This is a genomic window from Clostridium manihotivorum (assembly GCF_004015185.1).
Lineage (GTDB): Bacteria > Bacillota > Clostridia > Clostridiales > Clostridiaceae > Clostridium_AR > Clostridium_AR manihotivorum.
Map to the genome: position 1 here is coordinate 3070349 of NZ_CP025746.1, position 26096 is coordinate 3096444.

Annotated in this window: 27 protein-coding genes; 16 read left to right on the forward strand and 11 right to left on the reverse strand. The window is 32.2% G+C overall.

Annotation, left to right across the window (positions count from 1 at the left end):
* Positions 1 to 155: 155 nt before the first annotated feature.
* Positions 156 to 1046 carry a LysR family transcriptional regulator gene (locus C1I91_RS13825; protein WP_128213417.1) on the reverse strand — a complete coding sequence of 297 codons (891 nt, stop codon included), beginning with the start codon at positions 1044 to 1046 and terminating at the stop codon, positions 156 to 158.
* A gap of 469 nt (positions 1047 to 1515) precedes the next feature.
* Between C1I91_RS13825 and C1I91_RS13830 the strand changes: the two genes are divergently transcribed.
* Positions 1516 to 2520: a YeiH family protein gene (locus C1I91_RS13830; protein ID WP_128213418.1), complete on the forward strand. Its 1005-nt coding sequence runs from the start codon at positions 1516 to 1518 to the stop codon at positions 2518 to 2520.
* 151 nt (positions 2521 to 2671) lie between these two features.
* Here the strand turns inward: C1I91_RS13830 and C1I91_RS13835 are convergent, their stop codons facing one another.
* The gene (locus tag C1I91_RS13835) at positions 2672 to 2863 is read right to left on the reverse strand and encodes a hypothetical protein (protein ID WP_128213419.1); all 192 of its coding nucleotides are present in this window, start codon (positions 2861 to 2863) and stop codon (positions 2672 to 2674) included.
* 436 nt (positions 2864 to 3299) lie between these two features.
* Here C1I91_RS13835 and C1I91_RS13840 point away from each other — a divergent pair, with 436 nt between their 5' ends.
* The 4 genes from C1I91_RS13840 (at position 3300) to C1I91_RS28960 (ending at position 5485) form a co-directional block, all read left to right on the forward strand.
* Complete coding sequence (locus tag C1I91_RS13840; protein ID WP_338032610.1) at positions 3300 to 3698, forward strand: DUF3788 domain-containing protein; 399 nt, start codon at positions 3300 to 3302, stop codon at positions 3696 to 3698.
* A 78-nt stretch (positions 3699 to 3776) separates the two neighbouring features.
* The gene (locus C1I91_RS13845) at positions 3777 to 3953 is read left to right on the forward strand and encodes a GNAT family N-acetyltransferase (protein ID WP_238476006.1); all 177 of its coding nucleotides are present in this window, start codon (positions 3777 to 3779) and stop codon (positions 3951 to 3953) included.
* A 234-nt stretch (positions 3954 to 4187) separates the two neighbouring features.
* Complete coding sequence (locus C1I91_RS13850) at positions 4188 to 4598, forward strand: DUF6508 domain-containing protein (RefSeq protein ID WP_128213422.1); 411 nt, start codon at positions 4188 to 4190, stop codon at positions 4596 to 4598.
* 182 nt (positions 4599 to 4780) lie between these two features.
* Complete coding sequence (locus C1I91_RS28960) at positions 4781 to 5485, forward strand: cytochrome b5 domain-containing protein (protein WP_238476007.1); 705 nt, start codon at positions 4781 to 4783, stop codon at positions 5483 to 5485.
* Positions 5486 to 5598: 113 nt separating this feature from the next.
* Here C1I91_RS28960 and C1I91_RS13860 read toward each other — a convergent pair whose 3' ends face one another.
* The 4 genes from C1I91_RS13860 to C1I91_RS13880 form a co-directional block, all read right to left on the reverse strand.
* Positions 5599 to 6393, reverse strand: coding sequence for an SDR family NAD(P)-dependent oxidoreductase (locus tag C1I91_RS13860; protein ID WP_128213423.1), 795 nt, complete (start codon positions 6391 to 6393; stop codon positions 5599 to 5601).
* Positions 6394 to 6966: 573 nt separating this feature from the next.
* Positions 6967 to 7371, reverse strand: coding sequence for an EFR1 family ferrodoxin (locus tag C1I91_RS13870; RefSeq protein WP_128213424.1), 405 nt, complete (start codon positions 7369 to 7371; stop codon positions 6967 to 6969).
* A gap of 20 nt (positions 7372 to 7391) precedes the next feature.
* Positions 7392 to 7643, reverse strand: a complete 252-nt coding sequence (locus C1I91_RS13875) for a flavodoxin family protein (protein ID WP_128213425.1) — start codon at positions 7641 to 7643, stop codon at positions 7392 to 7394.
* Entirely contained in the window at positions 7643 to 8065 is a 423-nt protein-coding gene (locus C1I91_RS13880) for a MarR family winged helix-turn-helix transcriptional regulator (RefSeq protein ID WP_164880537.1), read from the reverse strand. Before C1I91_RS13880 ends, C1I91_RS13875 begins: the two co-directional genes overlap by 1 nt.
* Positions 8066 to 8816: 751 nt before the next feature.
* Between C1I91_RS13880 and C1I91_RS13885 the strand changes: the two genes are divergently transcribed.
* The gene (locus C1I91_RS13885) at positions 8817 to 9344 is read left to right on the forward strand and encodes a flavodoxin family protein (protein ID WP_128213427.1); all 528 of its coding nucleotides are present in this window, start codon (positions 8817 to 8819) and stop codon (positions 9342 to 9344) included.
* Between the two features lie 615 nt (positions 9345 to 9959).
* Here the strand turns inward: C1I91_RS13885 and C1I91_RS13890 are convergent.
* Positions 9960 to 10814: a DMT family transporter gene (locus tag C1I91_RS13890; RefSeq protein ID WP_128213428.1), complete on the reverse strand. Its 855-nt coding sequence runs from the start codon at positions 10812 to 10814 to the stop codon at positions 9960 to 9962.
* Positions 10815 to 11093: 279 nt separating this feature from the next.
* Between C1I91_RS13890 and C1I91_RS13895 the strand changes: the two genes are divergently transcribed.
* From C1I91_RS13895 to C1I91_RS13900, 3 genes are all read left to right on the forward strand, one after another.
* On the forward strand, positions 11094 to 11588 hold the full coding sequence (locus C1I91_RS13895) for a MarR family winged helix-turn-helix transcriptional regulator (protein WP_128213429.1): 495 nt from the start codon (positions 11094 to 11096) through the stop codon (positions 11586 to 11588).
* 187 nt (positions 11589 to 11775) lie between these two features.
* Positions 11776 to 11922, forward strand: a complete 147-nt coding sequence (locus C1I91_RS28565) for a hypothetical protein (protein WP_205694317.1) — start codon at positions 11776 to 11778, stop codon at positions 11920 to 11922.
* Between the two features lie 12 nt (positions 11923 to 11934).
* Positions 11935 to 12255 carry a tetratricopeptide repeat protein gene (locus C1I91_RS13900; RefSeq protein ID WP_205694318.1) on the forward strand — a complete coding sequence of 107 codons (321 nt, stop codon included), beginning with the start codon at positions 11935 to 11937 and terminating at the stop codon, positions 12253 to 12255.
* A gap of 128 nt (positions 12256 to 12383) precedes the next feature.
* Here C1I91_RS13900 and C1I91_RS13905 read toward each other — a convergent pair.
* Positions 12384 to 13434, reverse strand: a protein-coding gene (locus C1I91_RS13905; RefSeq protein ID WP_128215997.1) for an IS630 family transposase whose coding sequence is annotated in 2 segments (ribosomal slippage) — positions 12384 to 12914 and positions 12916 to 13434 — 1050 coding nt in all. Because the reading frame shifts where the segments join, the coding sequence is not laid out codon by codon here.
* Between the two features lie 615 nt (positions 13435 to 14049).
* Here C1I91_RS13905 and C1I91_RS13910 point away from each other — a divergent pair.
* The 6 genes from C1I91_RS13910 to C1I91_RS13935 all read left to right on the forward strand — a co-directional run bounded on the left by C1I91_RS13910 (position 14050) and on the right by C1I91_RS13935 (position 21965).
* Positions 14050 to 14487: a MarR family winged helix-turn-helix transcriptional regulator gene (locus C1I91_RS13910; protein ID WP_128213430.1), complete on the forward strand. Its 438-nt coding sequence runs from the start codon at positions 14050 to 14052 to the stop codon at positions 14485 to 14487.
* 84 nt (positions 14488 to 14571) lie between these two features.
* Positions 14572 to 15948, forward strand: coding sequence for an MATE family efflux transporter (locus C1I91_RS13915; RefSeq protein WP_128213431.1), 1377 nt, complete (start codon positions 14572 to 14574; stop codon positions 15946 to 15948).
* An 833-nt stretch (positions 15949 to 16781) separates the two neighbouring features.
* Positions 16782 to 19448 (forward strand): DEAD/DEAH box helicase, encoded by a 2667-nt coding sequence (locus C1I91_RS13920; protein WP_238476008.1) that lies wholly within the window; start codon positions 16782 to 16784, stop codon positions 19446 to 19448.
* Positions 19449 to 20165, forward strand: a complete 717-nt coding sequence (locus C1I91_RS13925; protein ID WP_128213432.1) for an SWIM zinc finger family protein — start codon at positions 19449 to 19451, stop codon at positions 20163 to 20165.
* 415 nt (positions 20166 to 20580) lie between these two features.
* Entirely contained in the window at positions 20581 to 20916 is a 336-nt protein-coding gene (locus C1I91_RS13930) for a helix-turn-helix domain-containing protein (RefSeq protein ID WP_128213433.1), read from the forward strand.
* Positions 20913 to 21965: a DNA cytosine methyltransferase gene (locus C1I91_RS13935; protein ID WP_128213434.1), complete on the forward strand. Its 1053-nt coding sequence runs from the start codon at positions 20913 to 20915 to the stop codon at positions 21963 to 21965. The genes C1I91_RS13930 and C1I91_RS13935 overlap by 4 nt, the downstream gene beginning before the upstream one ends.
* Before the next feature lie 42 nt (positions 21966 to 22007).
* Here C1I91_RS13935 and C1I91_RS13940 read toward each other — a convergent pair whose 3' ends face one another.
* Both C1I91_RS13940 and C1I91_RS13945 read right to left on the reverse strand, forming a co-directional pair.
* Positions 22008 to 22964, reverse strand: coding sequence for a restriction endonuclease PLD domain-containing protein (locus C1I91_RS13940; protein ID WP_128213435.1), 957 nt, complete (start codon positions 22962 to 22964; stop codon positions 22008 to 22010).
* A gap of 14 nt (positions 22965 to 22978) precedes the next feature.
* Positions 22979 to 23827 (reverse strand): Z1 domain-containing protein, encoded by an 849-nt coding sequence (locus tag C1I91_RS13945; protein ID WP_238476009.1) that lies wholly within the window; start codon positions 23825 to 23827, stop codon positions 22979 to 22981.
* Positions 23828 to 23950: 123 nt separating this feature from the next.
* Here C1I91_RS13945 and C1I91_RS13950 point away from each other — a divergent pair.
* Positions 23951 to 25095 (forward strand): IS3 family transposase gene (locus C1I91_RS13950; RefSeq protein WP_238476010.1). Its coding sequence is split into 2 segments (ribosomal slippage): positions 23951 to 24197 and positions 24197 to 25095, totalling 1146 coding nucleotides; the frame shifts between segments, so codons are not numbered across the junction.
* Between the two features lie 5 nt (positions 25096 to 25100).
* Here C1I91_RS13950 and C1I91_RS13955 read toward each other — a convergent pair.
* Positions 25101 to 26096: a hypothetical protein gene (locus C1I91_RS13955; protein WP_238476011.1), complete on the reverse strand. Its 996-nt coding sequence runs from the start codon at positions 26094 to 26096 to the stop codon at positions 25101 to 25103.

Here is a 26096-nt window from a genome sequence, read left to right on the forward strand (position 1 = left end):
ATATTATCACAATGTACTTACCTATGTTTTTTACAATATTCTCATTGAACTAATTTTTAGATTATACACTATTTTTTGAAGGCTCATAAAATAAAGCTTTCAATCATGTGAGATCATATACAGCTTATTAATACAGAACATTTTTATTAAAATAACTAGGAGCTTATATATGAATTACAAAAGCTCATAAAGCCATCAATAAACTCTTTGTCACAACTAGGTAGATAAACAAAATTAAATTCTCTAAGAATTTTTACATTAGTTATAGGAAGAATTTTGATAGTTCCTAAGGCCAAATGAGCTTTTATAGTTTCCTTTGAAATTATGGTATAGCCCATATCAAGCTCCACTAAAGAAATAATTGCTTGTATACTGCCAAGCTCCATATATGGGTTAAATTCATTTAAGTCATAGCCAAGTTCAATAAGTTTTTGCTCGAAAACAGCTCTAGTACCAGAACCTTTTTCTCTCATTATTAGATTGCCGCAGAGTACATCCTCCAAATCCACTTTCTTTTCGTAAGCTAATCTACTTTTAGATGCTACTGCTAGCACTAGTTCATCCTCCTTAAAGAATTTATAGTTAAACTTTTCTTTATCAAAAAGCCCCTCTACTAAAGCTAAGTCTAGCTTCCTGTCCAAGAGAATATTTAAAATTTCTTCAGTATTATGTACTTGTAATTTTATATCTATATTATTGTATGTTTGTTTATGGTTAGACAATATTACAGGTAATACGTAGCCACCTATGGTTAAAGAAGCACCAATGTTATAGGCTTTAGCATTTTCCGCTTTGCTTTTAAGTTCTTTTTCCATACCATCATACAAACTTTTTATTTCCTTACCATAGCTAAGCATCAGCTTTCCTTCGTCAGTGAGTTCTATAAAACGTCCTTTTTTCTCTATAAGCTTTACGTTATAGTAATCCTCTAAAAATTTTATATGCTGGGACACTGCTGGCTGTGTTAGATTTAAAAGCTCACCAGCCCTCGTAAAGTTCTTAGTTTTAGCTAAAGCTAAAAAGGACATAATTCTTATATCTAGCATCTATTTATCTCCTTAAAGTCATGTGATTTTGTCATTTTCATTGGTTATTGTATATCTTAAAACTTGTATAGAACTACTTCAACTATTAATTTATTCATTTCATATAATCATTACTGAACATCTAAAAATTAAGTGTTCGTAAAGGTCTCTCGATATATAAACTTTACGTAATTTACTTCGTTTATTAGATGAGTATAGTTTTCTTACTTAAATATATATGAATAAAACTTATTTGAGCTTACTAGTACTTATAAATCCATATTCTCAAATTTTCTTCTATGATGCAAAAAGAGTTTTGTAAATACAAATATGAGTCTAGTACACCCTTATACATTATACTATAAACAAGAAATACTTTTTATAACAAAACGTTATAATACTATAAGTACTTATTATTGGCATTTTAGTAAGGTAGGGCTTAAGATAAAGGAGCAATATTAATATTGACTAAACTTTGGAGATGATAGCTTTGAAAACTTTAAAAAACTATTTGCCAGGTATTATAGCCTGCTTTATTTTAGCATTGATAGCAGATATATTGGGCAATAAGTTCCCTATAATAGGCGGAGCTGTATTTGGTATAGTAATTGGAACTCTAATAAATAATTTTTCAAATAAACCGAAATTTTTAGTAAAAGGAATAACCTTTACCTCTAAAAAGGTACTTCAATGGGCAATTATTGTGTTAGGAGCAGGCTTAAACCTAAAACAGGTATGGAATACAGGAGTAAGTTCTTTTTCTGTAATGATTTTTACACTAGCAGCAGCTTTCTTAGCGGCATTTGGCTTTGGGAAATTGCTTAAAATAGACTATAAACTTAAAACCTTGATTGGAGTGGGAACAGCAATATGTGGTGGATCTGCCATAGCTGCAATCTCTCCTATAATTGAAGCAGAAGAAACAGAAATAGCTTATTCTATTTCTACCATCTTCTTATTTAATATTCTAGCAGTGATAATATTTCCACTAATTGGACACTTAATTGGTTTTTCAGATAAGGCCTTTGGTCTTTGGGCTGGTACGGCAATTAATGATACTTCTTCGGTGGTAGCAGCAGGGTATAGCTTTAGTAATGCAGCAGGAGTATATGCAACCATAGTAAAACTCACAAGGACTACAATGATCATTCCTATTTCTCTAATTTTTGCTTTAATAACAGCAAGACAAAAAAGATTAAATAGCAATAATAGTAATGTAAGCTATAGTATAAAAAAAATCTTTCCTTGGTTCATATTAGGCTTTTTAGCTGCATCGCTGATTAATACAACAGGAATCCTCAGCAGTAGCATTGTGGTTAACATAAATACCTTAGGAAAATTCATGATAGTAATGGCTTTATCTGCTATTGGACTCAATGCTGATTTTAGAAAGATGAGAAAGGCCGGAATAAAACCTATTTTCTTAGGATTAATAGTTTGGATTACAGTTGCAGTAGTTAGTATAATTGTTCAAAGGGTTACTGGTCAGTTTTAATTAAGTAGTGGCAACAAACTACTTAAAAAGCAGTTAGACATGCTATATTTTTATAAGAAACATTAAAAAGCTAAGATAAAACGTGATAAGGTCATCTGTTTTATTTTAGCTTTTTAATTTTGGGCTCAACGGGTGCCAGATCTATTTAACTTTATTGAGTATTCTTTTTTATTGAAGAATAAACTAATACAAACAGTGAAATCAACTCAATCACACCCAAACATCTTTTTAACATATCTGGTAATTTAATGGCAGCAATTGATGAAGTACTTATAGTTATTGTAGTTACTGATATAGCAAGTAAGCTAATGCTCCATAATAGATTTATACGATTTTTACTCATTATATTTATAGTATCCCCTAAATTAATCTATAATTTAATCATATCATGAATTTAATTACGATATGTGTATTTATAGAAGTTAACCACTTAAAAATTCATATTTTTACAAATATAACTTTTAAAAAATTTAAGTTTTTAACAAGATAAGAATATAACAATATAAGAATTTATAGGAAAAATGTGGGTTTAGAGCTGGTTATAAAATCATAGAAAGCAAAAATGAATTTAATAATAGCTTCAATACAAAAATTTACATATATGATATACTAAAGAAGTTAAGCTGAAAAAATATTGTCAGAAATAAAAATGGACAAAATAATAATTGTTATTTCTCATAATAATGAATTTAATAATGACGAAACACTAGATATAGGTAAATCTATAAAAAAATCGTCGACGATTATAAGAAGGTGTAAATATCATGTATGAGAGAATGTTGGACAAGAAGACCGAACCGTTATTTGATGAAATGATTTCTTATTGCGGTGATGCTGGAAAACTGTGGCTTGAGCTGGACGGATATCTAAAAGATGAACTCAAAATGAAAGGCTGCATTCGTTTTCCCTATGGCAATAAATATGGATGGAGCATGAAGTATAGCTTAAAAAGCAAGCATATCTGTGATGTCTTTGCAGAAAACGGTGCTTTTATGGCATTGATTCGAATTTCCAACGATGCAATTAATTCAATTTATAATGGGTTGAGTGATTATGCCAAAGCTGTGTGGAATAATAAATACCCCTGTGGAAGTGGAGGATGGCTTAATTATCGTGTTACATGCAAAGAGCAATTACAGGATTTAATGAAGATAATAGAAACAAAAGCAAACTATTAAGCGAAACAGGTGAAGTAAATAGGTTTAATTACACTTCATGATTTTGACAATTGGAATTCAAAAGCTGAGATTGGATATATGTTTAATAAGAAATATTGGGAACAAAATATTATGTATGAAGCTGGAGAAAAGGTTATACAATATTCTTTTGGGGTAATAGGGATGCATAGAATAGAGGCTTTGATTCACCCAGAAAATATTGCATCAAATAGGCTAAGTATAAAGCTTGGATTTAACGAAGAGTTCAGCCTATAATAGAAGAACAGGAAAATTTGAGGATAGGCTAATATATGGAATTATAAATTGTAAAGATATATAGGAAATTCGCTATATTAGATAGATTTGTAGGTGTAAGAAGAAAAATTATTATATAATTAATCCAGAACATGTTTTAGTATTAGTTAATTGATTTATTAAAATGAAAGATAAACCGCAAGACTAAAACTTGGAAAAACAAAAAGATTTCAGTGGATACGAAGGAGGATTAGAATGAGTGAATTTGATATTTTGACAAAATACATACCTATGATCCAGTCAGATAACGTTGGCGAATGGGTTATTGATAAAGAAAACGATGGAACGTTGGAGCATCCTATACATATGCCCTTTGTGGCGTATTCAGAAATAGTGAATAACTTTATCAAGGATTTTTACAATTTTGAAGAAAGTAATAAAGATATGGGACTTACAAGTTATGGAGATATTCTTAAAGCTAATGGCCTTGAATGGGATATGGAACTTATGAAGAATGCTGACGTTTCATCTTTGAATGCACAGTGTGTGCTTGCGCTTATTATGGGAGCTGTCAGAGCTGAGCGCTTTTGTGATGGAGCACTCTTAGATTTCTTTAAGTGTGGCTGCATACTGAAGTGGCTTGAAAGATTAAAAAGTATTGAGTAAAGAATTAGATAAAATAATAGATATAATAGTTGAGCAAGGATCTCTTTTATAATTCTTAGTACTCATATTAAGGAAATTGAAAAAACAAAAATAAACTTATTGGAAATAATAACAAGTAATTGTATAATACCATTATTAGTAATACAATGGAGAACTTAGAAATTGATATTAGGAGGGGGCCTATGTTTGAAGAATTAGGTGGATTATTTGGCTGGCTTCTTGTTATTGCTTTTGTAGGTACTATATTGAACTATTGTATCAAATTTGTGAATAGACGTTTTAGTAAAAAGCTTTCTGCTTATCCCGTTGGGAAGAAGCTTATGAAAATACTGATGACTATTTTTGTACGTAATCATAAATATTTTGGCTTTGCTACAGTTATCTTGTTACTTGCACATTTTATCGCTCAATTCGCTAAATTTGGAATAAATGTTACTGGAGCTATCGCCGCTATTATGATGATTATACAGGTTCTACTTGGTGTTTATGCAAACATTAAGAAAAAGCCAAGAAAAGGCCCATGGTTTATTGCACATCGAATCATTGCTGTTTTAATTATTATTGCAATAGCAATTCATTTAATTATTCCTTATGCATTAAATATGACATCTAGAAATGGAAATGGCAATCAGTTATCAGATTCAGTTGATACTACGAAATTAAAAAGCTATACTTTAGACGAATTATCAAAATACAATGGAAAGAATGGAAACAAGGCATATGTTGCTTATAAAGGTTTAGTTTATGATGTTACAGATGTCCCAGAGTGGAAGAATGGTACACACCATGGACAAAAGGCTGGAACAGATTTGTCAGCAGAGCTCAGCAAGTCTCCTCATGGAGAGTCAGTGCTAAAGGATCTAACAATTGTTGGGAAAATTAAGTAACATACATCAGATAATACTTAAATAATATTTTGGACAGTAAAAAAGCTAACTGAAGGGTTCATCTCCAGTTAGCTTTTTCGGCTCATATGAAAGCTACACTAGATAATCAATAATCATTTTTTCATAAATATATTTTTAAATTTGATAAAAGCACCCTGACTGGAAGGTGATATATAACGTTCCCTTGGATGGTTATCTTCTACTGCTTTTATATATTTATCTATAATAGAATCAAAGTTAGAGGACTCCGTGAGCTTAAAGTACATATATTGCTTTCTTTCTAATGAAAGCAAAGTATCTTTAAAATAAGAATTAATCTTCATCCAATTAAATTGCTTAGCTATGTTTTTTTGATTAAATCCAGTGGCATAGCTTCCAGGTTCTATTAAAATAACAGGAATGTCAACATTTTTCAGTCCTTTAAGTTCTTCATTTAAAGATGGAGCTATGGCTTCTAAAGCAAACTTAGTTGCACAATAAGGAGACAAAAAGGGAATAGGTGAACGTCCAGCCAAAGAAGAGACAAAAATTATCCTTCCTTTTCTTCTATGAATCATTTGTTTTAATGCAATTTGAGTTAATTCAATGGGGCAAAAAACATTAGTTTCAAAAGTATCTCTATACGAATTAGTATCTATTTCAGCCACTGAACCAGAGTTGCCAATGGCTGCGTTATTTATTAAAACATCGATTTCAAGATTGGCTATCTTCAATCTATCTTCACTATTTAAAATATCCAATTTAAAGCCTTCGAGAGGAAGGTTATATTTTTTATTTAAAGTATTTATTTTATTAGCTTGTTCTTCGGTGTGAGTTGTTGCATAGACATAATGTCCTCTATGAGCTAAGGCGAAAGCTGCCTCACGTCCAAGGCCAGAACCACAGCCTGTAATTAATATTTTTTTCATCATATCACCTTAATTCTTTTAATTATGGCATTAGCATATTTATAAGGTATACTTTTAGTAAATATTTTAAAGTGTTTGTGTATTTATTATTTCTATGTTCAACAAAAATATTAATGAAGTTTTTTACCATCAATTTTTTGGGATACTTAGACTACAATGCTCAATCCTATTTCTCTAATCTTTGCATTATATTACTGTTAGTAGTTAGTATAGTTATTTGAAATGGTACAGTTCAATTTTGACTAAGTTGAGCTGCGAACCTACTTAAAAAGTAATTAACCATGGTCTTCAGATATGCTGATTAGGTAACATAAGAAGGTCCATCTCAATTTAGTAGAGAATATGCACGGATGTTTGGATTGCCTCCTATAAGCGATATAAATCGGCTTCGAGCTTCCTTAGCTTCAGGAACTGTTTTAATATAAAACAATGGCCTTCCTATTATGTTACTAGTACATATTTCTGTAAGCTAATAAAAATACCATCTAAACTCTTAAGTTCGGATGGTATTTTTATTAGCTCATATTATTTAAGACTGAATAAAAGCTGTACAAAATAAAAATGTTTTTCAGGCTATAATACAATTTGATTAATGACTTTGTATTGATTTATTTTTTTACCTTTGTAAGTAATAGCGTTAACAGGGCAGTTATGGATACATCGAGTGCAAAGGATACACTTATCGCTGAATTTTTTGTCCTTATAATTGATGTTTTGCTTGAGGCAGTTCCTCTCACATTTTCCACATCCTATACAAGTGTCATCAATCTTGAAATTTTTTCCCATTGATTTTGCCATGATGCGGAAGATATCAGCAAGTAAATCAATCATGAGAACAGAATCTTTTAAGATCAAAGATTCATTAGAAGTGATTTTATTTACCGAAACTAAAATTATTTGTGCAGCCTTTTCAAATTGCTGCTTTTGGATCAAATCAGGGGTAGGTTCATATTTGTCGATGTAAAAATTTCGAGGCATTTCAAAGGTAGGTAAGTCGATTACGGTATAGCCTTTTTATTACCTGTGACTTGACAAACATTTTTCCTTACCCAATTTATCAGTTCATCTGGCATGTTACCAGCATAAATAGGGCCGCCTACGATAAGTAAATCGTGATCTTCTAGAGAAGAAATATGTTCTATTGATGACATAGATACATGATGTCCTGACTTCTTTAAAGCTTCTGCATAACCAAGTGCTATGCTTTGCGTGTTACCTGTTCCACTAAAATAAACGATCGAAATTCTCATTAAAACACCTCTAGATTTTTTAATATTTGTGATAAAGTTAAAACTGTTTGCTTTAGTTCATTTTGTCCAATATCTAATATCATTGCTTGATGAAGGGTATTAAACTTAGACATAATTTCTGTTTTAAGTACTATACCTTGCTCTGATAATCTATATGTCTTTGAATTTGTAGGAACTTGTTCAAGATACTCCTTGTCTTGCAACTTCATTATACTTCTGCTTATGTTACCTTTATCAATATTCAACAGCTTTACTATATCATTTTGTGAGAAAGTCTCACCAGAATGCGCATAAAAAAGCATTAATATATGTAATTGTCCCATTCCTATACCATAGAATTTCAGTTCACGTTCAATCTTTGTTTTTAACTCTTTGTTAATGGCGATGAGTAAGTCACCAAGTTGTTCAGATGAATACATCATAAAAACCTCCTTGAGAAGTTGTATCATAAAAAACTTAATTGGTTGTGTGCACAACAGCTTGAATTAAATGTAACACATATATGTTGTGTACACAACTATTTTCAATAATAAAATAATTTACTCCATCAGACTTCTAAGATCTAAAGATTTTCAGTAAAAGTTTATCATTGTTGCCTTACAGATGATAAAGAAAAATCGAATATAATTGGTTTTAGCATAAAGTTATGGGCACATTAAGTTGAACTAAGTAAAATGTAATTTAGTTAAAAAGGAATGTATGCAATATTGGAAAGGGGGGCATATATAGCCTACAATATGATAACAAGGATTCTTATGTAAAAGCCTTGTTGAATATCTGCAAATTTGCATCAAAAGTAAAAGATAATAACTAGCATTATTGTAATTAGATGAAAGGTACTAGATACTGGATGATGAGTATGATATTATGGTATAGGTTTGGACTTATTCCAGAAAACGCGAAAATCTATAAAAATGCCATAAACTTATTTCAACGAACGAACATATGTAAAAAAGGCGAATTTTACAGCTTTAACCTGCTTGGATATCAATCAAAGTCCTATTAAGCCATACAGAGGTATTTATGCCTTTGAAATGCAAAAGTTAGAAAAACAACAATCCTAACCATTAGCTAATTGTAAATCAACTTACAGATATACTTATATTATCAGTTAAAGTAGAAGTGTAAACATTTAAGGTAAAGATATCTAGTGAAAAGAAAGGACAATTTAGTATGAATATTTTGGTTATTACAGGAAGTCCGAGAAAAAACGGAAATACAGAGATTATTGCAGGAGTATTTGCAGAGTCTGCACGAGAAGTAGGGCATAAGGTAACAGTTAGAAAATTAAGTGAAAACAAAGTTAATCCATGTATTGACTGCAAATATTGCTTTACTCATGACGGCGTATGTGTGCAAAATGATGATATGAATGAGATATTAAAAGATTTGGATAAGTCGGACATACTGGTGCTTGCATCTCCGATTTACTGGTTTGATGTTTCTGCTCAGACGAAATGTTTTATTGATAGAATGTATGCTTTTGCGAAAAAGGGTTTTCATTTAAAATCAATTGCAATGTTACTGAATTCAGGTGCAGACGGGGTATATGACGCAGCTGAAGCACAATTAAAGGCGATGTCAGCTTATTTAAAATGGGAAATAAAAGGGGTTATAAAAATTCCGAATCTCCAAGAAAAAGGTAGTATTAACGATGTTAAGGAACTGGAACAAGTACGTGATTTTGCAAAGTCACTTTAAAATATATTCATGTTAGTGCTTATATTAAGAAAGCAGAATACTCTTTTGAGAGAAATAGACTTTCTATCAAGAGAAGGTTAACCTTTAGAGAGACATAATCATCACATCCACAAGGCACGGTGAGATGTTAGTAAAGATGTCACTAAAAGATAAATAGAAGTGCTTAAAACACTAAAAAATAAGGGTTTCTGAAAGTAAAAGTGTACTTGCTAGTATACAGCAAGGATTTTTGGTTTCGGAGACTCTTATTTTTTTCAGAAAAAATTATTTTAATAAATTCATCAGTTACATGAGAAATGTACATCATATAAAAATTGGGTTAAGTAAATATGAGACTTAGTGTGAATTCAATATATATATGGACAACATTATTCTCACAAAGTTGATGCAGTATCTTAGTATTTTAAAATTAGCATCTCCAACCATAGTTTTTATTTATTATAAGCGAAAATCTATACTGGAAGCATTGAATAATGATTTGCAATAGAAGTATCACCAAAATTGGGAGCCCATCAAAAGAACTTGACACTCTCCCAGTTTTTCTACTAATTGCTATATACTGAACTGCTTACTTAAGATGCAGTGTTTTTTGAGTTACTTGCAACATAATTAATTTTAGGTGAAGCTTTTTTTTTGAGAGAAATAAACACTAAAAATTATTATTATAACTCCTAATAGTTGACTAAAATTAATAGTCTGTTTTAGGAAAATAAATCCCAGTAAAAATGCAGTTAAAGGATTAACGGGACCAAGGAATGATACCTTAGTAGGAGTTAATTTTGAAATTCCTCTAAACCATAAATAATAACCTAAGGCAGTATTAAAAATTCCTAATATAATGAGTCCTAATACGTTTGTACTATTAAGTTGTGGGATTCTTCCTTCTACTAAAAAAGTAATCGGAATTAATATAAGGCTACCAAAGAACAGCTGCCAAGCAGTAAATGTCATGTTGTTTATTTCTCGTGGTTTTTGCCAGTACTTAGTAAGAACAACTCCTAAAGCCATAACTATAGAACCAGTAAGAGCAGCAATTACACCTATAGGATCTATAGTAGCATCTTGTTTTAATAATAATAGTGATACACCTGTAATTGTCATTAAAACTGCAATAAATGAATTTTTACTTGGTTTTTCTTTAAGAAAGATCCAACTAAAGAAAATTGTAAATATTGGCTGTACACTTCCTAATATGGAGGCAATCCCACCTGGAAGTCTATAAGCAGCAATAAAAAGAAACAAGAAAAAACCGCCAATATTTAAAGTACCCAATACAATAGATTTTAAAAGCCATATACCTTTAGGAAACTGCCTATAGTAAAGCAAAAGAATTAATCCTATAGGAAGCCCTCTCATAAGTGCTACAAATATTGGCCTGTTTATTGGAATTAACATGGAAGTAATTATATAGGTTGAACCCCAAAGTATTGGTGCAAGCATTGTTAGTAAGGTGTCTTTTAGATTTTCCATTGAAATTCTCCTCCCATTTATATTCAGATTATTTCCATATGTATTACATATAGATATTTAAATAGTTTTCATCAGCATTAGATATAAAATTATGATTTTAACAGGAATAAACCTGTTAAAAAACTTAGCTAAGTAATCTTAACAATAAGTATCTTAACGTTAAGATATTTGTATTTTAAAATAAATTTATATTAATGTCAATAATCTTAACGTTAAGATTATTAATGCTAATTGAATTTTGTATTGATATTTAAATTTTCTAATGCTAACATTATTAGTATGAGTAGAGATAATGTTGATTTAATAATTGAACAATGGAAAAAAGAAATACCAGAATTGAACACAAAGTCTATGGCTATTTTCGGAAGACTACAGAGGATAACTAAGCTTACTGAAAGGATATTAGGAGATAATTTTTCGAAATTTGGGCTTAATAGTGGAGAATTTGATGTTCTTGCAACTTTAAGACGTTCTGGAGGAGAATTTAAATTGAAGCCCACAGAATTATACAATCTACTGATGGTAACTTCAGGTGCTATGACTAATAGGATAGATACTCTAGAGAAAAAAGGCTTAGTTTTAAGAGTTGATGATACCAAAGACAGAAGGATTGTATATGTGAAATTAACAGAGGAAGGATTAAAATTAATTAATGAAGCTGTATATGAGCATGTGTCTGTGGAAAAAGAGATACTAGCTATATTAACAGAAGAAGAGAAAGAAATTTTCAATTCTCTTTTAAGAAAGATAAGTTTGGATTTAAATAGGTTGTAAAAACACTTGAGAATATTTATGTTATCAAGGAAAGATAAAATAAAAGAAATTGAAGTAAGATAGAATTGGTGAATTGAAAGTGGATTTTAATGAATGCTGTGAAGCTGATAATTCAAGGATTAATATTTACAATTTGTAAGCATTCACTAAGTGTAAGTAATTATCTGATGTTAAGGAGAGATTAGCTTTGAAAGAATTAGAAATAGCAATTGCATTAAGAAAAGAAGGTAAATTAAAAGAATCAAATGAAGTTTTAGTAACTCTTGCAAGCCACTATCCAGATAATTCACTTATTAATTATCAATGTGCTTGGAGTTTCGATGTGCTGAGCTAAGAAAAAGAAGCCGTGCCATATTATGAAAAGGCTATTTTAATTGGTTTGCCAGATATAGAGTTGCAAGGTGCTATTTTAGGTTTAGGAAGTACATATAGAGCATTAGGAAAGTATCAAAAATCAAAAGAAGTGTTCGAGAAAGGTTTAGATAAATTTGCAGATGATAGAGTTATGAAAGTGTTCTATGCAATGACCTTGTATAACTTAAATGAGCATTCTAAGGCAATGGAGATCTTGTTAACTAATTTAGCTCAAACATCCTCGGATGAAAACATACAAGCCTATAAAAAAGCAATAGAATTTTATTCTGATAAATTGGATGAAATATTGTGATTTTTATAAATAATGGGGAGCATTTCTAGATCTGTGTAAATCAAAGCTAGGAATGCTCCCTATTATTAAGTTTGAATTTCTTATTTACAATTTATAAATTGTAGTATATATAAGTTCTAATAAGGTTTCTACATTCTAACGCATAGCCTGTCTATTGTTGCTGTAGGAACCTTATTTATTGTTCTAATGAAATTTTGTATTGAATCCTTAACACGATTCACACTCTTAAAGAACACATTATTCACTACAGATGATTTTAACCATCCCCATAACCCCTCAATTAGATTTAGTTCTGGACTATATGGTGGTAAAAACATTAATTCAAGTCTATCCTTCATTTCTTCCAAAAACGGTTGTATCAACTTAGCATGATGAATCCTAGCATTGTCAAGAACAATCACTATTTTACCCTTCGGGTATTGCGAAAGCACCTTCTTTAAAAACTCAAGAAATACTACAGCATCATATTTATCATGTTCTTCATAATAGACATGACCGGTTTCATAATCTAATATTCCTATTAATTTTACGCCTGCATTCTTTCCATAAGTAGGTATCTTTCGTTGTTGACCTTTTACAAACCATGTCTTTTGAATAGCCTGATAATCTCTTATCATTGATTCATCTTGAAATAATATAGTATCAACTAAGCCATCAAGGTGTTTTTTTTAGAGTTTCAAAATCTGTTTTAAAAACTTCTTGTTTTTCCTTATCAGCCTTTTTAAGTACGTATGTTGGTCTTGTATAACTCAAATTTAGCCTATGAAGTATAACTGCCATGCTGCTATGTTTTATAATAATTTTAAAGTTAAGCATAACCCATTGACATATTAACTTAATTGTCCAGTTTTTTATTGCTTCAAAGCCTACTTCGTCAGGCGTGTTATTTGTTATTACATAAATAAGTTCTTGTTCTTGCTCAGGGCTTAATTTTCTAGGGGCACCAGATGGTTTCTTCATAGCAAGACCTTCTAACCCATTGACTTTATACTTTTTAATATAGCTACCAACAGCATGCTCTTCTAACCCTTCCATTTCTGCAATTACTTTATTCTGAAAGCCTTGAAAATGCTTTAAAACTACAGAGTATCGTTTATACATTCTTATATTTTTAGTTTTTTTCATTGCCGCTTGTAATTCCAATATTGCTTTATTATTATATTCAACTGTATTCTTCATCACATTATTCATTTGAATCACCTCACAAAATAAATATATATTTATTTTGTGTATTCTTAGCAAATAGTATAAACGGAAATTAAATGGTAATGAATTTTATTAAATAGAACTTATATATAAAAAAGATTAAAACTTTTTCAGAGAAAAAACTTGTAGAGACTGTCTTTGTACAAAAAAATTAGGTATATTTTATTGAAAAAATATATTGATTATGTAACAAAAGCAACAGAAGAACTAGGAACTGAGGAGAATGCACTTAAGCACTTTGAGCTTATATGATTTCATATTGACATAAATGCACTAGGAGAGATTATTACGCAGATACTTTACTAAGTAAATAATAATAGATAAAACCCCTTGTGAACTTAGTGTTTACAAGGGGTTTTGCCTGAAAGTTATTCAGTATTATAAGCCCATCAAAGCTGAACAAATACCTGTTGCTGAAAATAAAAAGACTTATCCCTAAATTTTACTTTGTTAAAGAGTAGTGTTTAAAATATGATATTACTTAATGAAAGAAATATTATAAATATAAAAATAGACATTGACACTTTATAATCTAATTGTTAAACTATAAATAGTTAGAATTCTAAGTGAATTTCAGGAGGGATTTGAATGGCTGATTCTACATACTCTATGCAAACACCATATTCACAATTAATAAGAAGTATTGCGATAAAAATGAAACTCAGTTCTGATGAAAAAGTTAGAAAGTTAGGGTTGAATTCTCAACAAGGACGCATGATAGGCTATATTTATGAACATCAGGACAGCGGTATTATTCAAAAGGATTTGGCACTAGCCTTTCAACGCACAGAAGCAAGCATTACAAGTATGCTTAAAGGGTTAGAGAAAAAAGGGTATATAGAAAGAAGAATACCTAAAGAGAATGAGAGACAAAAATATATATATGTATTGCCTAAAGGTGCTGAATTGATAGAAGAGTTTAATAAATCAGTGGTTGAGACAGAGGAAAATATTGTCGCAAGCTTAACTGAACAAGAAAAAGAAACTTTATTAGCTTTGCTATTGAAAGTAGATAGAAATTTATAAGTTATTAATATAATAACTTATACCTAAATACTTAGAATTCTAAGTATATGAATTCTAAGAATAATTATTACGGAGGATGATATTATGAAACAAAAATTTTCAAACGAATATTATTTAGAAAATGCACCAATTACTAATGCGATTGCACATTTATCTATCCCTATGATGATAGGTATGTCAGTAGGTACAGTATATAACGTTATTAATGCCTTTTTTATTGGACTACTAAAAAATACTGATATGTTAACTGCTATTACTTTAGGACTACCAATCTTTACTATACTGATGGCTTTTGGAAATATGTTAGGAGCTGGAGGCGGAACATTTATAACTCGTCTTGTGGCAAAACAAGATACAGAGAAAGCTAAGAAGGTAGCAGGATATACCTTTTATAGTAGTATTATCATAGGAATTTTGCTCGGATTAATCTTAATACTAGCAATTACTCCTATTGTTAAGATTATGGGGGCAGATACTTCTGCTATCATTAATTATACAAAAAGATATTCTTTAACTATGTTTATTGGTGGTTTTGCAATTATAATGAACTTTGCATTAGAGCAAGTTGTAAGAGCAGAAGGAGCATCAAAAGAATCAATGTTCGGAATGGTTGTAAGTACAGTTTTTAGTCTTATCTTTGACCCATTACTTATATTAGTATTTAAATTTAATGTTGTTGGAGTAGCATTGTCAATGATTTTAGCTAATATAGCTTCATCTTCTTACTATGTTTACTACTTGGAAACAAAAAGTGAGAATTTAAAAGGATTTATTAAGAATTTTAATATTTCTCTTAAAGATAAGCTAGAGATATACAAAATTGGTGTTTCTGAATTGTTCTTAGCTGGATTTCTAATTGTTACAACTCTTCTTTTGAATAATTATTCAATTAGATATGGAGAAAGTGTAGTAGCTAGTTTTGGAATTGCTTTAAGAATCGTACAAGTACCTGAGTTTCTTGCAATGGGGCTAGCGCTAGGAATCATACCTTTAATCGCATATAATTTTTCTAATGAAAACTATAAGAGATTAAAAGACAGTATAAGACAATCAGCTTTATGGATTTTGGGATTATCAGGCGGAGTAGTTACCATAGTTTATATTTTTAGAAATGTAATTATTCATATGTTTTCTAATGATGCAGCAGTATTAAGTGTTGGAGTTTATATCATGGCTGCAATGCTCATTTCCGCACTTTTCAATGGATTTACAACATTATTTATAGGAATCTTTCAGGCATCAGGTCAAGGAACACCATCAACAATTATGTCAATCACCCAAGGAATTCTTTTTATTCCTGTTATAATGGTAATGAATAAATTCTTTGGCTTGCATGGTGTTATATGGTCCATGACCATTACAGAAATAATTACCTTTTTAACTGGAGTAGTACTCTATATTATTTTTAACAATAAACTTAAAAACAATAAACTAAATAACAATCAAGTAGTAGCAAGCTAGCAGCTATTAAGATTGTATCTATATAACTAGTTAGTTTTAATAAAGTAAGTATACTAAGTGCTGAAGTAAACGGACTTATAGCTTGCAAAAGTTATGGTAAGAACAAGTATATGAAGAATATCATATGGAAAAGTAGATGTATATATATGAAAGCAATTATTGAATCGATATAAAGATAAAATTAATGAGATATAATCTAGGTCAAAACAGATGACTTTAAAACAAAGAATAGGTAAGCTTAACATTAATTAATGTTGGGTGGATTAACTATTATGGAATAGCCAAGTGCAAAGTAATAGTAGAACGTAGAAATATTTGGATAAGGAAAGATTAAGGATGTTTATCATAAGCAGTTTATAAAAAAGTATACAAGTTAACCACTTAAGAAGTTATATTTATATAAATATAACTTCTTTTAAATTTAAGTTTTTAACAAGATAAGAATATAACAATTTAAGAATTTATAGGAAAAATGAGGGTTTAGAATTGGTTGTATAATTATAGAAAGAAAAAACAAACTTAACGATAACTTCAATACAAAGATTGCTAAATATGATATATTAAAAAAGTATTGGTTATAATATTATATGGAAGCTTTATGAAGACTTAAATTATAACGGCTTCTGATGATATAATAATACCGTGGTCTGGGTATTATCTGGCATATATAAATTAATAGTTGAAGTTTGATACCTATATAAAGAGTTTCTACATATAAATTTATTTTACAGCCGTTCGTAAATCCAGTGGGTTATGGATTCTAAGGCATGTATAATTTAATGTTTTAGCTAAAAACTCAGCAATAAAATATGTAAGTGGTAGGAGGACAACCCTTGAAACAAGGAATTAAAGATAGTAAAGAACTAATTGCTATATTCAACGAGAAAAGTTTCATTTTAGATTTTCAAGCCTTAGCTAAGTCAGCGGCTTCAGAAGAAGATATAAAAGTTCAAGAACAATGGTATGAAAGATTTTTGAAAGATAAATATAAAGCCTTATGGGACTTGGGCTTTGAGAGTAAAAAATATTGGATGTCTCAATCCATAAGCTTTTTAAACTACATATCAGAAAAATTAATTGATAAGATTTCTAAGCAATCAGACATAGAGTTTACAAGAGAAAATGCTGACCTTAATCTATCCTTGGAAGAACTTGAGGATATAAGTAAGAAGCTTCCCTTTTCCATAGGATCTGAGTTTATCAATAATCAGTGGATAAAAGCTAACTTTGAAAAAATTGCTGAGGTATATAGAAGAGAGATATTAAGCTACCAAGGAAGTGTTAATGCATTTTTTCTTGAAAGAAACAGCAATATCAATGTGGTTGGAAGAGTGTTTTTTCACCTTGTAGAAAATAAAGAAGATAAACATCCTTTTGCATTCTTAGCTACCTATTCGACAGAGGACAAAGAGAAAGGTATAAAAAAAGCCAAGCATATGCCTCTAAAAAATGCACTTTTAGAATATAAGGAGGATAAGGAAAAGCTTCTACAATTGATGTCTACTATAAGCAAAGCGGCAGAGAGAAGTGACTTTATATCAGAGCTTATGGAAAGCGGTGAGCTATTTTCACCATTAAGACTGACTAAAAGTGAAGCCTATAGATTTTTAAGAGAAATTCCTACCTATGAAGAAGCAGGAATAATGTGCAGGATACCAAACTGGTGGAAAAATAAAAGTAATTCTGTAAGACTTTCAGTTTCTGTTGGAGAAAAAGAGCCTTCAATGGTTGGAATGGATGCACTTCTATCCTTTAATCCAGAGATATTTCTTGGAGATGAAAAGCTATCTAAAGAGGAATTAAAGAAGCTTCTATTAGAGGAGGAAGGGTTAACCCTTATTAAGGGAAAGTGGATTGAAGTTGATAAAAAAAGATTATCTCAAGCCTTAGAAGCCTATGAAAAAGCGGAGAAGTTATCTAAGAAACAAGGCTTAACAATCGCAGAAGCAATGCGAATGGAGCTTAAAGGACCTGAAAGTCTTGGAATAGATGAAGAGAAGGTAGCTTTTGATGTAACCAATGGAGCTTGGTTTAAAAGAGTTAAGGAAGCTATGTTAGATCCAAAGGTTATAAAGGAAGTAAAACCAGCTCAAAGCTTTAAGGCAAAACTAAGACCATATCAATATACAGGCTTTAATTGGCTTTCTTACATGCAGAGCCTTGGCTTTGGTGCATGTCTAGCAGATGATATGGGACTTGGTAAAACTGTTCAGATTATTGCCTTCTTAGAAAAACTGAGAGTAGAAAAAGGAGGAAAGGCACTTTTAATCCTTCCTGCTTCACTAATAGGTAACTGGCAAAAGGAAACCGAAAAGTTTGCTCCAGAAATGCCAGTGGTTATACTCCATGGGAAAGAAGCCAGTGAAAGCCTAGCTCTAGAAGACGGCTTTTTATATATTACCACCTATGGTATGGCAGCTAGAATGGAAGAGCTAAAGGAGAAGCTTTGGGATATATTGATACTTGACGAAGCACAAGCAATTAAAAATCCTGGTACTAAGCAAACTAGAACTATTAAGCAGATCCAAGCGAAAACTAAAATAGCCATGACTGGTACACCTATTGAAAATAGGCTTTCAGATCTTTGGTCTTTGTTTGACTTTTTAGATCCAGGGTTACTTGGCACCACTAAGGAATTTACGAGCTTTGTAAAAGATATAAACCATAGCAGCAATGGTTATGCGAAGCTTAGAAATATGGTAAATCCATTCATTCTAAGAAGATTAAAAACAGATAAGACGGTTATATCTGACCTACCAGAAAAGGTTGAACTTAAAGAATATGCCACTTTGAGCAAAAAGCAAGTAGTACTTTACAATAAACTTGTAAAAGAGCTTGAGGCAAAACTTAATAATTCTGAAGGCATTGAGAGAAAAGGCCTAGTTTTAGCAAGCATAATGAAGTTCAAGCAGATATGCAATCATCCTGATCAATATTTAGGTTTAAAGGAATATAAAACAGATAATAGCGGAAAGTTTGAGCAGCTTAAAACTATTTGTGAAAACATCTATGAGAAGAGGGAAAGAGTACTTGTATTTACACAATTTAAAGAACTTACAGAACCTTTAGCAGACTTTTTAGAGACAATATTTAATAAAAAAGGTCTAGTACTTCATGGAGAAACCTCCGTAAAGAAAAGAAGTGAAATGGTAGAAAAGTTCAATGGTGAAGAATATATTCCTTACATGGTGCTATCACTAAAAGCAGGAGGAGTTGGACTAAACCTTACCTCAGCTAATCATGTAGTTCACTTTGATAGATGGTGGAATCCAGCCATAGAAAATCAAGCCACAGATAGAGCCTTCCGTATAGGTCAAACAAAGAACGTAATGGTACATAAATTTATAACCACTGGCTCCATAGAAGAAAAAATAGATCAGATGCTAGAAGAAAAGCAAAAACTAGCAGGAGACATAATAGGAGCCTCAGGCGAAAATTGGATTACAGAGCTAGACAACAAAGAATTAATGGAACTATTCAAACTAGGTGGTGGAAAATAGATGTGGTATTATAATCCTAATAAAAAAGTTTCAGCAGCAGAAAGCAAAGCAAAGGCAAAAAAAGCCCTAGAGAAGCTTAGTAAAGAAAATCCTGATATATCACCAGTAATTATAGAAGGAAAAAATATTGCAACTAAATGGTGGGGCAAGTCTTGGAATAAAAACCTAGAAAGCTATGCAGATTATATCAACAGAATATCTAGAGGAAGAACCTATGTAAAAAGCGGCTCAGTATTAGACTTAAAAATCATAGAAGGTAAAGCAGAAGCCATAGTCCAAGGCAGCGGCTCCAAGCCATATAAAGTTACAATAACAATAGATGCCTTAGATAAAGCAAAGTGGGAAAATATCCGTACCCTCTGCAACAAAAAGATAGACACCCTAGAAGCCCTACTAGCAGGCAGCTTCCCCAAGGAATTAGAGGAAATCTTCAGTGCTTCAAAAAATGGACTTTTCCCAAACCCAAAAGAAATACATTTCAGCTGTAGCTGCCCAGACTCCGCATGGATGTGTAAACACGTAGCTGCAGTATTATATGGAATTGGAAATAGACTAGACTCAGAACCTGTATTATTCTTCACATTGAGAAATATTGACTTCCAAGAACTACTTAAAAAATCTATGGAAGAAAAAATGCAAAATATGCTTAAGAATGCTGATAGGAAGAGCGAGAGAGTGATTGATGATGATGAGGTATTTGGGTTGTTTGGGGTTTAGATGGGGAGTGGATATGTTTCCTAATACGATGCACGTTGAGTGTGTTGTCTTGATGTCAAGGATTGAAAAATAAGGAGTGCTGAAAACACTGATAAATAAAGGATTTCCGAGGTTAGATGATTTTCTGCCTGTTGTTCGGCAGTTACTTTTAATGTCGAAAATCCTTATTTTTATTTGATGAGGAAACAAGTCGACCACAAAAATGTGCATAGGGTTGTGGAGACGGGATAGATAATTTCGTAGGGTTGTGGAGATAGGATAGATGATAGATAGGTCGAAATATCTGAAGTGATATAAATAATCTTCTAGAAAAAGAGTTGTAACTTTTAATGTTGTGCTGCGATTGTGCAGCATTTTTCATAAAATATCTTGACTTTTTGCAGCGGTAGTGTTATCCTCTTATAGAGGTGATAGTATGTCTGAGTTAGGCGATCGGTTGAAAGTGAGTCGCGAAAAAAGTGGATTGAGCCTAAAAAAGGTATATGAAATTACCGGTATAACAGACTCAAGACTTAGCAAGATGGAGCGAGGGCAAATTAATTGTTCTCCTGATGATTTAAAAAAACTCGCACAGTTATATAACATTCATTTGATTCCGCTTTATGTGTTAGCAGGTTACTTGAATGAAGGAGATATTAAAGAATATCAGTTTGTGTTTCAAGGTGTTTCTTCTCTTGATGACGAGGAAATGCAGCATATTCAAGCACAAATCGATTTTCTCAACAAAAAAAGGAAGGTTGATGAGATATGATTTTTAGGCTTGGAGAATTGTTTTGTGGGCCGGGTGGTATCGCTTGGGGAGCCACAAATGCAAATATAGATAATGATGATTTTGGAATTATACATCAATGGGCAAATGACTATGATGCGGATACCTGCGAGACTTATAGATTAAATATTTGTCCCGATGCACCTAATACCGTTTACCATGAGGATATTCGTAAACTTGATATGTCAAAACTTGCTCCAATTGATGCATTGGCGTTTGGTTTCCCTTGCAATGATTATAGTGTTGTTGGTGAACAAAAAGGTATGGATGGGGTATACGGTCCCTTATATTCATATGGCGTCAAGGCTTTAAAAATCTTTAAACCACAGTGGTTTTTAGCGGAGAATGTAGGCGGTCTTAGAAATGCAAATGATGGCAAGGCATTTACTAAGATTCTCAAGGAATTGAGAGAGGCTGGTTATACGATTACGCCTCATCTGTATAAGTTTGAGGAATATGGAATACCTCAGGCAAGACACCGTTTGATAATTGTTGGCATACGAAATGACATAAACACTGAATTTAAAGTTCCATCAACAGCACCTTATGCTGGAATTGATAATACTTGCAGAAATGCAATAGAAAATCCACCTATTCCAGAAGATGCATATAACAACGAATTGACTAAGCAATCGGCAACCGTCGTTAGAAGATTACAACACATTCTTCCAGGTCAGAATGCATTCACAGCTGATCTTCCAGAAGATTTACAGCTTAATATTACAGGTGCAAAAATAAGTCAAATATATAAGAGGCTCGATCCAACAAAGCCTTCCTACACGGTCACAGGAAGCGGTGGCGGAGGAACTCATATTTACCATTGGGAAGAGCCACGAGCATTGACTAATAGAGAGAGAGCAAGATTGCAGACTTTCCCTGATACTTATAGATTCGTGGGAAGTAAAGAGAGTGTACGCAAGCAAATTGGTATGGCAGTACCTAGCCAAGGAGCAAAAATTATTTTTGAAGCAATTTTGAAGTGCTTTGCTGGAATAGAATATGAGAGTATAGAACCAAGTATTAAAGAATAACAAAGCAGTTACTTTGTAGCAAAAGCAAAGTAACTGCTTTGTTTATACATGGAAATCCATAAAGTACTGCTCATCATCGATTTTGTAAAAGGTAACATCTGTTCTTCCATAGTTCAATAAATCTTGTTTCGTTACAAATGCACCATTTCCAAGGCCTAAACGGTTCCGGAAGTATTCTCCAAGTTGAGCATTGCTAAGAGGTGTTGTAATTGCCTTGTCGTTTTGTTGTTCGACCCTCAAAAGTAGCGTATGACCATCGTCTGTGACAACAGTAAAATGCTGTTTATCAAGAGGGAAGAAACCACTCCTTGCAATTTTTGCGGGAAGATGTATATAAGCTTGGTTTCGATTCCTTCCTTTACGTTGTCCCCAATTTAGACCAGACTTTTCACCAACATCACCCCTATTAGTAAGAAGAGATAGTGTTGTGGAAATAATGCCCTCTCCAGCTAAAGTAGTTACTGGCTTGTTTTCAGCATCTAAAATTTGATGTGTTGGACGGAGAAGGATATGGTCTTCCACTTCTGCATGGTTACAATATATGGTATTTGCTTCAACTTCCTCAAAGAACCTATATGCTTCTTCGGGATCACAACACTCCACGATTTCTTTTCGAGATGGAATAAATGCATTTTGCACAAAATCAGCAGAACCCGTATATGCCTGAAATGGCGATTCACCTTTTAGCCAAATGTATAAGTTTGCATGAACTGGAGGGTTTTCACAAACATAACTACAGGAAAAGTCTTCTACGGCATTTGGGTATGCCTTGCCATGGAGTTCCTTAAAGCCCTCGTGTATAGGAACACTTAACCCATCGTAAGGTACCATACCTATAAGCAATGAAATATTGATAGGGTGTATATTTTGCTCCTGAAGACTCTTAATTAGCCATGATGCCATATTAGGAGTAGCATATCCACTTAATATTAATAAAGAATCTGCTCCTTGAAGTGGAGGAGTAAATAAAATTCTTTGCGCTATATTATTAGTAAACATACATGATTGCCCTCCTATGCTTCTGTATTATCTTCACACACATCATAATACATTGTATCGTGAGGAAGTTTAATATTCGGCACCCAGAGAGCTTTTCCACCCCATCCCTTAGTTCCAGTTACTTGATACATGGTAAGGACGACTTTATTGAGAAAAGTGCCACCAAGTTTCCAGTCATTTGGAGACAACAACGCACCTGTGCCTTGTGCTACATTCCTTTCTCTTCTAACTATCAAAATACCTTGCCCCGCAGGTTGTTCTGAAAGAAGTGTGTCAATGATTGAAAGGAATGCATCTATCTTGAAATCTGGGCTGGCAATAATATGGGACAATATTTTCTTAATAAGTCTCAAATTTACTTGATAATAAGGTTCATCATCATGGAAAGTCTCCAATAGCTTTGATATATCCTCTATAGAGTCATTATCTGGATAGAATGGATAATAGTTTGTTCCGCCTGAGAGAATATTTACTCGTTTATTATCAAGAACATTCTTTCTGGTTGGATTCAATCCAACTGGATAATAAATTTTTATATTATCGATTCCCTGCTCTACTTGAGCGATGATAGCATTGTTAGTAGCGTTAATATCCGCAAATAATTTATAGAGCTGTTCGTCTATAAATATCTTCATCATGCCAGGGTCTCTGTCATAACCAAACATTCGGCTATGTTGCCACATAGTGTCAGCTTGAGGCTTTTTACTTGTTCTTGTATAGTAAATTGTCTGTAGACCCGGAAAAGTAACACCTCGCCCTAGAGTATTTCCACCTATAATAAAATTACAGCCTGTTGCATATTCCGGACTTTCAACATCTGTCTTACCATTCATAACTAGAATTTTTATGCTTTTGTTTTCCATCAAGCTCTTAGCAGTTTTATAGATAACATCGAATGAAAGTTTTTCGCTTTTTGGTGTTAGTATAATATTGTAGACACAGAAAGCCGAACACTTTAAAATAAAGAAAGAGAAGGAAGTGTTAAAGTGTCAAGAGGCCAAAAACAATATACGGAAGAATTCAAAAATACAATAGTAGAGCTTTATAATGCTGGAAAGAGCTTAGCAGAGTTAAGCAGTGAATATGCCCTATCAAAATCCACAATAACTGGATGGATAAAGAAGAATAAACCTATAGCTGTTGATAAAGGTACAACTATAACTGCAGCAGATTATCAGGCTTTAATAAAAAAGAATAAGCAACTTGAAGAAGAGAATGAAATATTAAAAAAAGCCATGGGCATATTCGCAAGGAAGTAACTACTGTATTTGAGTTCATAACTAACAACCAAAAATATCATGATATTAAGCTTATGTGCAAGGTTTTAAAGGTGTCTAGGAGCTCATATTATAAACATTTACATAAAAAGCCTAGCAATAGAGCAATAGAAAATTCAAAAATAGAAGAAAAGATTATAAATATCCACAAAGAGAGCAAAAATCGTTACGGGGCAGTTAAGATAAACGAAGCTTTAAAATCCTCAGGGATAACTATAAGTCTAAAGAAAACCCAACGATTAATGAAGAAACTGGGGATAAAATCTATAATAGTAAAAAAGTTCAGACCAACTTCATCTAAAAACAAAATAGAAACACAAGAAAACGTTTTAAAAAGAGATTTCAATGCAACCACAATTAACGAAAAATGGGTAACAGACATTACCTATATCCACACAATTAAGGATGGTTGGTGCTATTTAGCGTCAGTTATGGACTTATATAGTAGAAAAATAATTGGCTATGCCATGTCTAAATTTATTGATACCGACCTTGCTTTGCAAGCGTTGAAAAATGCAATTAAGTTGCAAAAGCCAACCAAGCCATTGATCCTTCATAGCGATTTAGGCTGTCAATATACAAGCTCTGCTTTTAAAGAATATATCAGTAGCACTAAATTAATTACTCATTCTTTTAGTGGTAAAGGCTGTCCCTATGATAATGCTTGTATTGAGTCCTTTCATGCTTCTTTAAAAAAAGAAGAAGTTCACCTTGTTAAGTATTTTGATTATGATGCTGCAAGACTTGCTATATTTGAGTATATAGAAGCTTGGTATAACAGAAAAAGGATACATAGTAGTATTGGCTATTTAACCCCGCAAAAATGTGAAGATTTAGCTAGAAAAATTGCGTAAAAAGTTCAACTTTTTGTGTCTAATATATTGACATAGATCCATTTGTCGGGATCTAAAGCATCGTAATGGGTCTGTAATTCGGTGATGAATTCATCACTGATATGTTCAATACACCAATTTAGTTCTTTTATGACGTCATTAGCAAAACGCTGGTGGACTGCTTGACGTACACTCGGATGTATAAGACAATTTGACACTTTGCCGTTGGATGCTAAAATTTGAGCTGAAACAGCAAGATGGCGTAAAACAACACTTCGTGTCGGTCGTTTGATTGCTTCGAGAAAATCGATACATTCTGGTTTACCACTTGTCGGAAAGAAAAAGTCTCCACCTAAATAGGCATCGCCAGGATGAAAGTAGTATGTAAAATATGGATGCCAACCTGAAGCAAGAGTCTGTAATAAGATTGCCTGAGGAGTACCTGTAACCTGCAGATAAAGGCTACTGGATGCACCATTCTTTATAGAATCTAAATATCTATTAATCGATGACTGACTATTGCGGTTTACTAATGTATTCAAGGAAGCGGCATCCGCTTCATCATCAACAATGAATAGAGGATTTCCTTTCATAAAGCCTGTGGAATTGAATACATTTGCCCAAAGTCTTAACATTCTTGCATTTTTTTTTAAAACGACAATTGCTGGTTTAACAAGGCTATTCTCAATAAACAATCCTGAGTCGTTTTCGCCACAAATACAGAAACCTTCTAAATCATCTCTGACTCGATCCAAGGTTTGTTGTTGCAAAACAACGTTGTCTGTTGTGAGTAAGATGAATGCAGGAAAGCCTAAATCGGCAGCTTTACTCATTACGCCAAACATTTGACCTGTTTTTCCAGATTGTACATTTCCAAACAACAGACCAATCTCATGACTTGTGAATGAAAAATTGCGAATATGCTGATTGCCAATATCTTCAGCAGTTTTTGAAATAGATTCCGCCAATTTCTCGTTACCGCGGTCTTTTATTTTTTGTAGGTATGTCTTTAAGTATTGCAT